Raw genomic sequence first — 12962 nt, 5'->3', positions numbered from 1 at the left:
TATAAATAAAGGCAACCGCAAACAAAATAATAATGAACTTAGTTTGATGATTCGAACGCAGGTGACTCGTGGCGAACAATCAATCTTTTTGGGGCTAGTAATCCATCGTCATTCATCATGCCCACACCGACAAACTCCTGCTTTTCACCTAAGGTAATTCGAACCAGAGTATCAGGCTTTAAACCAGGTGCCGTCACCGGTTGACCATGCATTAAATATTCACCCATTGCTTCGGGTAAATTAATGGCGTCAAGATGACTCACAGCAGTGTCCATGGGTAATAACAAAGGGTCAAGCACTGCTTTAGGCTCAATATCATTACTTTGTGCTTCATCAACCATTGATTGCAATTGTGCCAAAGACACCATTCGTGCGTAAGGGTAACCAGCTACCTGCGTACGACGAAGCATCGTCACATGCGCACCGCAACCTAGCATTTCGCCCAAGTCATCAATAATTGTTCGAATATATGTCCCTTTAGAGCAGTGAATATCCAACGTTAGGTCGTCGTTTTCTAAGCTAATAAACTTGAGTTCATACACTGTAATCGGTCGCGCTTCGCGCGGAACCTCAATGCCTTCACGGGCATACTTGTACAAAGGTTGCCCTTGGTACTTTAATGCAGAAAACATAGAGGGGACTTGCATCGTGCTACCGCGGAAATGTTCAAGTGACTCAGCCAACAGGGACTCACTAAATGCCACATCCCTTGTTTGCACTACTTCGCCATCCGAATCACTGGTATCCGTGCGAACACCAAGCTTAGCCGTCACTAAGTAACGTTTATCTGAATCAAGTAAATGCTGAGAAAATTTGGTGGCTTCACCTAAACAAATAGGTAACATACCGGTTGCTAAAGGATCTAAAGCACCAGTATGTCCCGCCTTTGCCGCGCCATAAATACGCTTCACACGCTGCAAGGCAAAGTTTGAGCTCATGCCTGTCTCTTTATCTAAAAGGACAATCCCGTCGATATGACGGCCGCGTGAACGCCTTCCCATTACTCTTTATCCTCTGTGGCATCATCCCCTTCTGGAGCATCGTCAGAGTTAAAAGCTTCCTGCTTGGCTTTGTCTTTACTAATGACTTGGCTGACTAGGTTTGACATGCGCATCCCTTCAACCAATGAACTGTCATAAACAAAGCGTAGTTCAGGCATCACTCGCAGTTTCATGCGACCCGCAACCAAACTACGCACATAAGGTGCAGCGGCTTCGAGTGCCGCAAGTTTTTCTTCAACTAAGCTTTGATCTTCTTCGAAGAAAGTCACAAAGACTTTTGCAAAGCTTAAATCCCGAGATACATCAACATCATTGACCGTTACAAACCCTACACGGGGATCTTTGATATCTCGTTGCAATGCTTGCGCTAGCTCTTGCTGAAGCTGCTGTGCAATTCTGCGCGTGCGACTAAATTCTTTTGCCATAATTTCGGCCCTATAAAAAACAAGGACGGCCAACGCCGCCCTTGTATTGATACGCTAACCTAATGAAGGTTTATAGAGTACGTTCTACTTGAACGGTCTCGAAGACTTCAATCTGATCGCCAACTTTGACGTCATTGTAGTTCTTCACACCGATACCACATTCCATGCCATTTCTGACTTCATTCACGTCATCTTTAAAGCGACGTAATGATTCAAGCTCACCTTCGTAAATCACCACGTTCTCACGAAGAACGCGAATTGGAGCGCTACGCTTGATGATGCCTTCAGTAACCATACAACCAGCGATAGCACCGATCTTAGGCGACTTAAATACATCACGCACTTCAGCAAGACCAATGATTTCTTGTTTGAACTCAGGAGCAAGCATACCACTCATGGCGGCTTTCACTTCGTCAATCAAGTTATAGATCACGCTGTAGTAACGTAGATCTACACTTTCAGCTTCAATCGTCTTACGCGCTTGTGCATCGGCACGAACGTTGAAACCAACCATGATTGCATTTGAAGCCGCAGCTAGTGTTGCATCAGTTTCAGTCAATGCACCCACACCACGAGCAATGATATTCACTTTAACTTCTTCAGTAGAAAGCTTAGTCAATGAATCAGAAATCGCTTCGAGAGAACCTTGAACATCTGCTTTTAGAACAATATTCAGCTCTTGGATTTCGCCTTCAGTCATGTTGGCAAACATGTTTTCAAGCTTAGACTTCTGCTGACGTGCAAGCTTAATATCACGGAACTTGCCTTGACGGTACAATGCGACTTCACGAGCCTTACGCTCATCGCGAACAACAGTTGCTTCGTCACCTGCTGATGGAACCCCTGAAAGACCGAGGATTTCAACAGGAATCGATGGACCAGCTTCATCAATCGGCTTACCATTTTCGTCCTTCATCGCACGAATACGGCCATACTCAAGACCACATAGAACGATATCGCCCTTCTTCAGTGTGCCTTCTTGTACAAGTACAGTAGCGACTGGACCACGACCTTTATCAAGTTGAGATTCAATGACAACACCGGCAGCCATGCCATCTTTAACAGCTTTTAGCTCAAGGACTTCTGCTTGTAGAAGAATCGCTTCTAACAACTCATCCACACCGGTTCCTGCTTTTGCAGAAACGTATGCGAACATGTTGTCGCCGCCCCACTCTTCTGACATAACGCCATGCGCAGACAGTTCTGTCTTCACACGATCCACATCAGCTTCTGGCTTATCCATTTTGTTAACAGCAACGATAAGTGGCACACCACCCGCTTTCGCGTGTTGGATTGCTTCAATCGTTTGTGGCATAACACCATCATCAGCAGCGACAACAAGAATAACGATATCTGTTGCTTTCGCACCACGAGCACGCATTGCTGTAAACGCGGCGTGACCAGGTGTATCGAGGAAAGTCACGATACCGGTATCAGTTTCTACATGGTACGCACCAATGTGCTGCGTAATACCGCCAGCTTCACCATCGGCAACTTTCGCGCGACGAATGTAATCAAGTAGCGATGTTTTACCATGGTCAACGTGACCCATAATAGTGACTACAGGTGGGCGAGACTCAAGCTGTACATCACCATCACGATCCGATAGAACCTGATGCTCAAGCTCGTTTTCACGTGTCAGAACTACTTTATGACCCATTTCTTCTGCAACAAGTTGCGCAGTTTCTTGGTCAAGCACTTGGTTAATCGTAACCATAGAGCCCATTTTCATCATTTGCTTGATGATTTCTGTCGCTTTAACCGCCATCTTCTGTGCAAGTTCTGCAACAGAAACAGTTTCACCAATACGAATGTCACGTGTTACTGCAGCGGCTGGCTTGTTAAAGCCGTGCGCCATAGATTCAGGTGCGGTGCTCTTATTCCGACCTTTGCCACCCCGTGCATTACGATTGTCACGACCGCCACGCTTCTTCGCAGCTGCTTTATTGCGACCACGGCGACCACGCTTTTCAGCATCCATATCCGTCTTATCTTCAGCAGCACGAGCCGCTGTTGAAGTCGTAACATGGTGATCACTGTTGCGCTCACGCTCTTTACGTTGACGCTCTTCTTCGGCCCAACGCTTCTCATTCTCTTCAGCAAGACGCTTCGCTTCTTCAGCAGCTTTTGCCGCTTCTTCATCCGCTTTACGCTTCGCAGCTTCTTCTTGCGCCTTCAGAATACGATCTGCCTCTGCTTTCGCTGCGTCAGTCTCTTCTTTATCAGCAGCAGGAACATCAGCTTTGGCTTGCTTGGCTTTGGCATCAGCTTCGGCTTTCGCTTTGGCCTTCGCTTTGGCTTCTGCATCCGCTTTTGCCTTGGCTTCAGCTTTGGCTTTAGCTTCTGCTTCCGCCTTCACTTTTGCAGCTTCGGCTTCTGCTTTTGCTTTTGCCTCTTCTTCAGCTTTCTCTTTTGCGATCTCAGAGTCATCACGTTTAACGAAAGTACGCTTTTTACGAACTTCGACTTTTACGTCCTTCGACTGACCACCGCTTTGAGAAACACTCAAAGTTGATACAGACTTACGCTGCAATGTCATTTTAGTTGGCGCGCTGTCGCCGCCATGTTGCTTCTTTAAATACTCAAGCAATTGCTGCTTCTCTGTTTCAGAGACTGCATCATTGGTGCTTTTCTTCATGCCAGCCTGAGAAAACTGTTCAATCAAACGATCGACACTCTTTCCCACTTCGGTGGCCAGCTTTGCTACTGTTGTTTCTGCCATCAGTTAAATCCCCCTGTTGACCGACTTATTCTTCGTCGCCAAACCAACAGATATTACGGGCTGCCATGATGAGCTCACCTGCTTTTTCTTCTGTCAATTCTTCAATTTCTATCAAATCATCTACACCTTGCTCGGCGAGATCTTCTAGTGTTACGACACCTTTACTTGCAAATACGTAAGCAAGGTGTTTTTCTAACCCTTCTAATGCGAGCAAGTCTTCACTAGGCTCTGCACCATCCAGTGCTTCTTCAGAAGCCAATGCCAACGTAGAAATCGCAGCTTTCGCTCTATCACGAAGCGCTTCAACAATATCGTCATCAAAACCATCAATTTCTAATAGTTCTGATGCAGGTACATAAGCAACCTCTTCCAATGAAGTGAAGCCTTCGTCAGCAAGAACTTGTGCGAAGTCTTCATCAACATCCAACGCCTTGATAAACAAATCAACGACCTTGGCACTTTCAGCTTGGTGTTTGGCGTTCATGTCCTCAACCGTCATGACATTCAGTTCCCAACCCGTAAGCTGAGTTGCTAAGCGAATGTTTTGTCCATTACGACCAATCGCTTGTGCCAGACTGTCAGCTTCAACAGCGATATCCATCGAGTGGCTATCTTCATCAACAATGATAGAAGCGACATCAGCTGGTGCCATCGCATTAATCACATACTGAGCTGGATTATCATCCCACATGATGATGTCAACACGTTCGCCTGCAAGCTCATTCGAAACGGCTTGGACACGTGCGCCACGCATACCGACACAGGCACCGATAGGATCGATACGACGGTCATTAGATTTCACGGCAATCTTTGCTCGAGAACCAGGATCACGGGCAGCACCCATAATCTCGATCATCTCGTCTTGGATTTCTGGAACCTCTACACGGAAAAGCTCGATCAACATATCAGGCTTAGTACGTGTTAAGAATAATTGAGCCCCACGCGCTTCAGGGCGCACAGAATAAAGAAGCGAGCGAACTCGGTCACCTGGTCGGAATGACTCACGTGCAATCAGATCTTCTTTAAACAATACCGCATCAGCATTGTTGCCTAAGTCAACCACAACACTTTCGCGGTTACTCTTCTTAACGACACCGGTAATTAACTCACCTTCTTTGTCTTTAAACTGCTCTACAACTTGTGCACGCTCGGCTTCACGTACTTTTTGTACGATCACTTGCTTTGCGGTTTGCGTTGTAATGCGGTCAAACGCTATCGATTCGATTTCATCTTCGATAAAACCGCCTAATTCGATCGTTTCGTCTTCAACACGGGCTGCTTCTAAGGTGATTTCGCGGAAAGGATTTTCCAACGGCTCGCCAGTATCTTCAACCGCCATCCAACGACGATATGTATCGTAGTGGCCAGTTTTACGATCAATAGCGACGCGAACCTCAATGTCACCTTCATATTTCTTTTTTGTAGCTGTTGCTAGAGCCGTTTCCAACGCTTCAAAAATCTTCTCGCGTGGAACTCCTTTCTCATTTGAAACCGCCTCAGCGACTAGCAAAATCTCTTTATTCATCTTATTGCCTCGTCCATCAAAACTTAGCGATCAAATTACCTTTGCGGATATTATCCAAGGCAATAATTAACTCTTCACCATTCACCTTTACTGTCAGCATAGTGCCTTCAATTTGGGTTATGATGCCTTTTAAATTACGACTACCACCCACAGGCATAGTCAATTGCACTTTGATTTCCTCGCCAAGATAAGCTGCGTACTGCTCCGCAGTAAATAACGGCCTATCCACGCCTGGCGAAGAAACTTCTAATGTATATTCAGTCGAAATTGGGTCTTCAACATCAAGCACTGCACTTACTTGACGGCTCGCCTCGGCACAATCTTCAATAAAAATGCCTTTCTCGCTGTCGATATACAGTCTCACTACCGAATGCTTACCCGCCGAAACGAATTCCACACCCCATAATTGATAACCTAATGCCTCGACGGCTGGCGTTAACATGTCCGCCAATCTTGCTTCAATCGTTGCCAAGATGTCTCTCCAAAAAAACAAAAAAGGGCGCAAATGGCCCCAGTAAAGCGTTGTGTTCTTCCACAACAAATTTCTAAGTTACAGATAACAAAAAACCCCGTAATGACGAGGTCTTAAAGTTTAGAACCTGTAACCAGCTTTGAACATGATTCAATGCTGGGAGCTGGTTGCGGGGGCCGGATTTGAACCGACGACCTTCGGGTTATGAGCCCGACGAGCTACCAAACTGCTCCACCCCGCGTCAACTGCAGCAAGTATATTGAGATTCCCAATAACTTGCAATAATAAAGCATCGGATTATCGATCTTTATTTCACTTAAACGTCGATTAAATCAACGTCTAAATTTGGTGCGGATGGAGGGACTTGAACCCTCACGGCCATAGGCCACCACCCCCTCAAGATGGCGTGTCTACCAATTCCACCACATCCGCAAATCTTACTCAGTACAACACAGGTTTACTCGATATTATTTGAGGGAATATCGAACCATGTGACAACCTATTCTAATCAACCAATAAGTTTGTACTTTTGAAACTTTTTCTTAGTCAGGAATTTTATCTTCCGACTTTTTCTCTTCTTCAACTACTGGTGCAGCTGGCTTCACTTCTTCTACAACTTGTTCTGCTGTAGAGCTTAAATCATTCCAAGCGTCAGCTTCTACCGTGTGGTTCGCACTCATGCGACCAATGGTTAAGCTAAGAACAAAAAATGCAACTGCCAATACTGCCGTTGAACGTGTCAGAAAGTTTCCTGACCCACTTGATCCAAATAGAGTTCCAGATGCGCCGGCGCCAAAAGAGGCTCCCATGTCAGCACCCTTACCCTGTTGGATAAGAATTAGACCAACTAGGCCTAATGCTACTAATAAATAAACTACTGTTAGTACTTGGTACATATTATGCGCTCATCGCTATGGTACAAAGACTCAAGAATTCACTTGAATTTAGACTTGCACCGCCAATCAGTCCACCATCGACATCAGGTTGGGCGAACAAATCTGCTGCATTGCTTGGAGTGACACTGCCACCATAAAGAATGCGAACGTTCTCACCAATAAAAGGCGATACCTCAGAAAGACGTTTACGGATAAACGCGTGCACTTCTTGTGCTTGCTCTGGTGTAGCACTTTTACCTGTTCCTACAGCCCATAAAGGCTCGTAGGCGATAATAGCGTTATCAAAAGCCATGGTACCGTTTTTCTCGATAACCACATCTAACTCTTCCGCAATAACCTCAAAGGTACGTCTTGCTTCACGAGCTGGTCCCGACTCACCAACACAAAGGATGGGAGTTAAACCGTGCTTTTGAGCTGCAGCAAATTTCTCTGCTACGATATCACTTGTTTCGCCGTACATACGGCGACGTTCGGAGTGACCGATAATAACATATCGACATCCTGAATCTTTTAGCATTTGCCCAGAGATTTCACCGGTGTACGCGCCGAAATCGTGCTGACTCAAGTTTTGAGCCCCCATGCGAACTAAACAACCATTTAGCGGTTCTTTGTTTGCTTCAAGCAGTTGCCTTACGCTCTCGAGATAAATAGAAGGCGGACACATAACCACTTCTGCTGAATCATCTTGTAGCTTGGCGGCAAACTTTTTGAATAGCTCTTGTGCAAGTTGTGCACTACCATTCATTTTCCAGTTGCCAGCAACCATAGGTCTTCTAAGTGCCATCGCTGTCTCCTCTGAAAGCGGCGTGAATAATAGCGAACCACATGTAAACTTACAATACCCAAGTGGGGAATTTTTTTGATATCAAGTCGAAACGATTACTTTTTACGCGGGTTATGATAAAACATTCGCCTCAAGTAAGCGAAAGCATTTAGCTAAACTCTAAATTCTTTTACGAGACATAAACTAACGTCACAAAAAAATTATAAAACCGAGCGGATATTCACCATATCCCTTAGGCAATCCTATCATAAAACCCTTGTATCGAAGCCTTAGCAATATTGTTTGGTGTATTGCCAAACTTTTAAAACATCAATCGTCTCTTTCACATCGTGAACCCGAATAATATGTGCGCCATTTTGCATACACAATAGTGCGCCGGCTATGCTAGCTGGCATACGCTCTTCCACCTCACGATTGAGCAATTGACCAAACATACTTTTTCTCGAAAGCCCTGCAAGTAAGGGAAGATTCAGCTGCGCAAATTGATCAAGTTGTGCAAGCAGTTGATAGTTATGTTCTAAGGTTTTGCCAAAACCAAATCCAGGATCAATGATTAATTGCTCACGTGCAATCCCTGCATCAACGCAAACTTGGACTCGCTGTTCAAAGAAATGACTAACATCTTTCACAACATTTTGATATTGAGGCGAAGCCTGCATTGTTCTGGGCTGACCTTGCATATGCATTAAGCATACAGGTACTTTCAGCTTAGCCGCGCATTCAAGGGAACCTTCAGCTTGAAGTGCTCGCACATCATTAATGAGGTGGGCTCCAGCAGCAACGGCCTCTTGCATCACTTTGGCTTTACTTGTATCAATCGAAATCCAAACATCATGATGCTCGGCGACATAACGGATCAGTGGCACAACACGCTCAAGCTCTGTGGTTAAATCAACATCGACGGCTCCAGGTCTTGTAGACTCGCCACCAATATCAATAATATCCACACCATTAGCAATCATGTCATCGACATGTCGACACGCTCTTTCGAAAGCAGCAAATTGTCCACCATCAGAAAAAGAATCTGGCGTGACATTGACAATACCCATGATCTTTGGGGTTTCTAACGATAAAAGCTTATCGCCAGATTTTAAAGAGTACACATTTCCTACCTCATCATTGCAACAACATCGCGCTAGAACATGACAACAACGCCAACGTTCAGCGGTCAACCTAAATGGAGTCGTGTTCATTAAACGAAAGCGAATAAAAAAGCCCCGATGACGGGGCTTTCACTCATAGGCAAATCTTACTTAATGATCGATTCGTCAGCTTCATCAACACTCGTCGGTTTCACTGGCTCTTCTTGTTTTGGTTGATTCCCTTGGCCGTCATTATCTGGGCCATTGTCATCTAAATTCCAATCCGCCGGTTGTCTAACTTCACGTCGCTCCATCAGATCCGAAATCTGCTTCGAATCAATGGTTTCATACTTCATCAACGCATCTTTCATCGCGTGAAGAATATCCATATTATCGGTCAATAACTGGTTAGCGCGCTCATAGTTCTTATCAATGAAGATTTTCACTTCCGCATCAATAATACCAGCTGTTTCATCAGACATATGGCTCGATTTGCCCATACTACGTCCTAAGAAAACTTCGCCTTCTTCTTCAGAATAAAGTAATGGACCTAGTTTTTCAGAGAAACCCCATTGGGTAACCATATTTCGAGCAATCGAAGTTGCATATTTAATATCTTGAGAGGCTCCAGTAGAGACACGCTCAGTACCATAAATCAACTCTTCAGCTAAACGGCCACCATAGGCCACCGAAATCTGGCTTTCCAGTTTTTGGCGGCTTTGGCTAATTTGATCAGCCTCAGGCAAGAAGAAGGTCACCCCCAAAGCTCGGCCTCGTGGAATAATCGTCACCTTATGAACGGGGTCATGATCCGGAACCAAGCAGCCGACAATTGCGTGTCCAGCTTCATGGTAAGCGGTCATCTCTTTCTCATCTTCAGACATCACCATTGATCGGCGCTCTGCACCCATCATGATTTTATCTTTTGCACGCTCAAACTCTTCCATGCTAACAGTACGGCGGTTATTGCGAGCTGCAAATAACGCTGCCTCATTTACGAGGTTGGCAAGATCGGCCCCTGAGAACCCGGGTGTACCACGAGCAATAATGCTGGCTTTAATGTCGTCAGCAAGAGGCACTTTGCGCATATGAACCTTTAGGATTTGTTCGCGACCACGCACATCTGGCAAACCCACAACCACTTGACGGTCGAAACGGCCAGGACGTAGTAACGCGGAATCCAAAACATCAGGACGGTTCGTCGCAGCAATAACGATAATTCCTTCGTTTCCTTCAAAGCCGTCCATTTCGACCAACATTTGGTTCAATGTCTGTTCACGCTCATCGTGACCGCCACCTAAACCAGCGCCACGTTGGCGACCAACCGCATCGATTTCATCAATAAAGATGATACAAGGTGCTGACTTTTTCGCTTGTTCAAACATATCTCGCACACGAGAAGCACCAACACCGACAAACATTTCAACGAAGTCAGAACCAGAAATAGTGAAAAACGGTACCTTGGCTTCACCAGCAATCGCTTTGGCCAGCAAGGTTTTACCTGTACCTGGCGGGCCAACCATGAGCGCACCCGTTGGAATTCGACCACCAAGCTTTTGAAACTTAGTTGGATCACGCAAGTAATCCACCATCTCTTTCACCTCTTCCTTGGCTTCATCACAGCCAGCCACATCAGCGAAAGTCGTTTTAATTTGATCTTCGCTCATGAGCTTAGCTTTGCTTTTACCAAAGGACATGGCGCCTTTACCGCCCCCGCCTTGCATTTGACGCATGAAGAAAATCCACACACCAATAAGTAACAGCATTGGGAACCAAGAAATAAAGATCTGAGTTAGAAAACCAGATTCTTCTGCTTCTTGGCCTTTCATGATCACCCCTTTACGGTCAAGATCATTGATTAAATCTTGATCATACATCGGCATGACGGTTGTAAATTTCTCTCCACCGCGTTTCGCACCCTCAATGGTACGCTGGTCGCTTTTCACTTCGACCATGCTGACTTGCCCATTTCGGACATTATCTAGGAAAGTAGAATAGTCCATCTTCTGGGATGAGGATGAAGAAGGAGAATACCCCTGAAATACAGACATCAACACAACGGCGATGACAACCCAGAGTATTAAATTTTTAGCCATGTCACTCAAATTACTCGACCTCACAAAGTCTTGCGATTATTAACATTAGGGTACTACAACTTGTATCCTGTCGCCACAAGATAGACTTCTCGAGATCGCGCTCTCGAAGAATCTGGTTTACGCGTTTTCACCGTTTTAAATGCTTGCTTAACGGCTTTCATATATTCATCAAACCCTTCACCCTGGAAAACTTTCACTGCAAAGCTTCCATTTGGTGCCAATACTTGATGACACATATCTAAAGCCAACTCTACTAAATACATCGCTCGGGGTTGATCAGCACCACTTGTGCCGCTCATATTCGGTGCCATATCAGACAACACCACATCAACCTTTTCGTCACCAACACGAGTCAGTAATGCGTCAAGCACCTGATCTTCGCGGAAATCACCTTGCAAAAAATCAACCCCAACAATTGGGTCCATCGGCAAGATATCACAAGCAATAAGCTTTCCGCTATTACCCACAAGTTTAACAGCAACTTGCGACCAACCTCCTGGCGCCGCACCTAAATCTACGACGGTCATGCCGGGTTTGATCAATTGATCTTTTTGTTGGATCTCTTCCAATTTGAAAGCCGCTCGAGAGCGAAGCCCGCGTTTTTGCGCAAGTTTGACGTAATGATCGTCGAAATGTTCTTGCATCCAACGAGCAGAACTGGCGGTACGTTTTTTAGCTGACATTTAAATTCCGCTACGATTGAGAGTTACACCAAGCTTATATAAGGGTAGAATAACGGCTTTTCAACAGTAACTCAGTAAAAGTTGGTATAAATGAACTTAACAACCAAACAAAAACAGCACTTAAAAGCTTTGGCTCATAACTTAAAGCCAGTTGTGCTGCTTGGTGCCAATGGGCTGACTGAAGGTGTGCTTGCTGAAATAGAGCTAGCTTTATCCCACCATGAATTGATTAAAGTAAAAGTTGCATCGAGTGATAGAGAAATGAAAAACGCTATCGTCGAAGCAATTGTCCGTGAAACACAAGCTGTAAAAGTTCAGCTTATTGGTCATGTGCTCGTCTTGTTCCGTCAGTCAGAAGAAATGAAAATCGCGATTCCAAAAGCGAAGTAATTTCATTCCATGTTTAGCTCAAGGGTTTATGCTGGAGCTAAGACGCAAAAAACGCCGCATGTCGCGGCGTTTTTTGTTGATGAAATTTTGTCGCTTTAAATATATTCCACTGCAACAATTTCAAAGTCAGTATCACCACCGGGTGTACGGATCATCACTTCATCATCCAGGTTCTTGCCGATTAAGCCCCTTGCTATCGGTGAGTTCACCGAAATAAGGTTTTCTTTAATATTGGCTTCATCATCACCAACAATGCGATAGGTAACTTCTTGGTCTGTGTCGATATTTAAAATCGTCACAGTTGCACCAAAAATAACTCGGCCAGTATTTGGCATTTTCGTCACATCGATAATTTGCGCATTCGAAAGCTTGCCTTCAATATCACGAACTCTCGCTTCACAAAGACCTTGCTCTTCACGTGCAGCATGATACTCAGCATTTTCTTTAAGATCCCCAAGCTCCCTTGCCTGTGCAATTGCATCAGAAATCTTAGGGCGACGCTCAAACTTTAGAACATCTAACTCTTTTTGTAGTTGGTCAGCACCCACTACGGTCATAGGAACCTTATTCATAACGTCCTGCTTCTCCTTCAAGCTCAATCTTACTTAAAAACTGCGGTGCGCAGCATCCAAGTCCACGAATATTTCTTTGCTCACTGGCCAAGTTTAACGAGAGTTTCGCCTTCGCCTTTTTATGAGGGAGCACAGCTTAACTCAACAAGGAGCTGCGTTACCAGTAGATGAACAAAAAACTTAATCATCATCACGACCTCATATTATATGTAAACTCCATAGTTCCTAAATTAACTTGCAATGAATTTTAGCTAGGCTTTTCTTTGTATCAGAGTCCTCAAGCTAGGAACGGCTCAGAAAACCTGTAATGAAGA

Annotated in this window: 12 protein-coding genes and 2 tRNA genes; 1 reads left to right on the top strand and 13 read right to left on the bottom strand. The window is 45.0% G+C overall.

What is annotated here, in order from left to right:
- Nucleotides 1-38: 38 nt before the first annotated feature.
- The 12 genes from truB to rlmE all read right to left on the bottom strand — a co-directional run bounded on the left by truB (nucleotide 39) and on the right by rlmE (nucleotide 11686).
- Nucleotides 39-1001, bottom strand: coding sequence for a tRNA pseudouridine(55) synthase TruB (truB, locus tag IEY18_RS04070; protein ID WP_188918099.1), 963 nt, complete (start codon nucleotides 999-1001; stop codon nucleotides 39-41).
- Nucleotides 1001-1426, bottom strand: coding sequence for a 30S ribosome-binding factor RbfA (gene rbfA, locus IEY18_RS04065; protein WP_188918097.1), 426 nt, complete (start codon nucleotides 1424-1426; stop codon nucleotides 1001-1003). The genes truB and rbfA overlap by 1 nt, the downstream gene beginning before the upstream one ends.
- Before the next feature lie 70 nt (nucleotides 1427-1496).
- Nucleotides 1497-4148, bottom strand: a complete 2652-nt coding sequence (gene infB, locus IEY18_RS04060) for a translation initiation factor IF-2 (protein WP_188918095.1) — start codon at nucleotides 4146-4148, stop codon at nucleotides 1497-1499.
- A gap of 25 nt (nucleotides 4149-4173) precedes the next feature.
- The gene (nusA, locus tag IEY18_RS04055; RefSeq protein ID WP_188918093.1) at nucleotides 4174-5673 is read right to left on the bottom strand and encodes a transcription termination factor NusA; all 1500 of its coding nucleotides are present in this window, start codon (nucleotides 5671-5673) and stop codon (nucleotides 4174-4176) included.
- A 16-nt stretch (nucleotides 5674-5689) separates the two neighbouring features.
- On the bottom strand, nucleotides 5690-6145 hold the full coding sequence (gene rimP, locus IEY18_RS04050; RefSeq protein WP_188918091.1) for a ribosome maturation factor RimP: 456 nt from the start codon (nucleotides 6143-6145) through the stop codon (nucleotides 5690-5692).
- 164 nt (nucleotides 6146-6309) lie between these two features.
- Nucleotides 6310-6386, bottom strand: a tRNA-Met gene (locus tag IEY18_RS04045).
- A 105-nt stretch (nucleotides 6387-6491) separates the two neighbouring features.
- Nucleotides 6492-6577, bottom strand: a tRNA-Leu gene (locus tag IEY18_RS04040).
- Between the two features lie 110 nt (nucleotides 6578-6687).
- The gene (gene secG, locus IEY18_RS04035; RefSeq protein ID WP_188918089.1) at nucleotides 6688-7041 is read right to left on the bottom strand and encodes a preprotein translocase subunit SecG; all 354 of its coding nucleotides are present in this window, start codon (nucleotides 7039-7041) and stop codon (nucleotides 6688-6690) included.
- A gap of 1 nt (nucleotide 7042) precedes the next feature.
- Complete coding sequence (tpiA, locus tag IEY18_RS04030; RefSeq protein WP_188918087.1) at nucleotides 7043-7825, bottom strand: triose-phosphate isomerase; 783 nt, start codon at nucleotides 7823-7825, stop codon at nucleotides 7043-7045.
- A 269-nt stretch (nucleotides 7826-8094) separates the two neighbouring features.
- Nucleotides 8095-8928 carry a dihydropteroate synthase gene (gene folP, locus IEY18_RS04025; protein WP_188918085.1) on the bottom strand — a complete coding sequence of 278 codons (834 nt, stop codon included), beginning with the start codon at nucleotides 8926-8928 and terminating at the stop codon, nucleotides 8095-8097.
- A gap of 146 nt (nucleotides 8929-9074) precedes the next feature.
- Nucleotides 9075-11012 carry an ATP-dependent zinc metalloprotease FtsH gene (gene ftsH / locus IEY18_RS04020; RefSeq protein ID WP_188918083.1) on the bottom strand — a complete coding sequence of 646 codons (1938 nt, stop codon included), beginning with the start codon at nucleotides 11010-11012 and terminating at the stop codon, nucleotides 9075-9077.
- 44 nt (nucleotides 11013-11056) lie between these two features.
- Complete coding sequence (gene rlmE, locus IEY18_RS04015; RefSeq protein ID WP_188918081.1) at nucleotides 11057-11686, bottom strand: 23S rRNA (uridine(2552)-2'-O)-methyltransferase RlmE; 630 nt, start codon at nucleotides 11684-11686, stop codon at nucleotides 11057-11059.
- A gap of 90 nt (nucleotides 11687-11776) precedes the next feature.
- On the opposite strand from rlmE, the gene yhbY reads away from it, so the two are divergent.
- Nucleotides 11777-12076, top strand: a complete 300-nt coding sequence (gene yhbY / locus IEY18_RS04010; RefSeq protein ID WP_188918079.1) for a ribosome assembly RNA-binding protein YhbY — start codon at nucleotides 11777-11779, stop codon at nucleotides 12074-12076.
- 95 nt (nucleotides 12077-12171) lie between these two features.
- Here yhbY and greA read toward each other — a convergent pair whose 3' ends face one another.
- The gene (gene greA, locus IEY18_RS04005; RefSeq protein ID WP_188918077.1) at nucleotides 12172-12648 is read right to left on the bottom strand and encodes a transcription elongation factor GreA; all 477 of its coding nucleotides are present in this window, start codon (nucleotides 12646-12648) and stop codon (nucleotides 12172-12174) included.
- Between the last annotated feature and the right edge of the window lie 314 nt (nucleotides 12649-12962).

The organism is Shewanella gelidii (genome assembly GCF_014647855.1).
Taxonomy (GTDB): domain Bacteria; phylum Pseudomonadota; class Gammaproteobacteria; order Enterobacterales; family Shewanellaceae; genus Shewanella; species Shewanella gelidii.
This window is presented reverse-complemented; position numbering and strand designations above follow the sequence as displayed.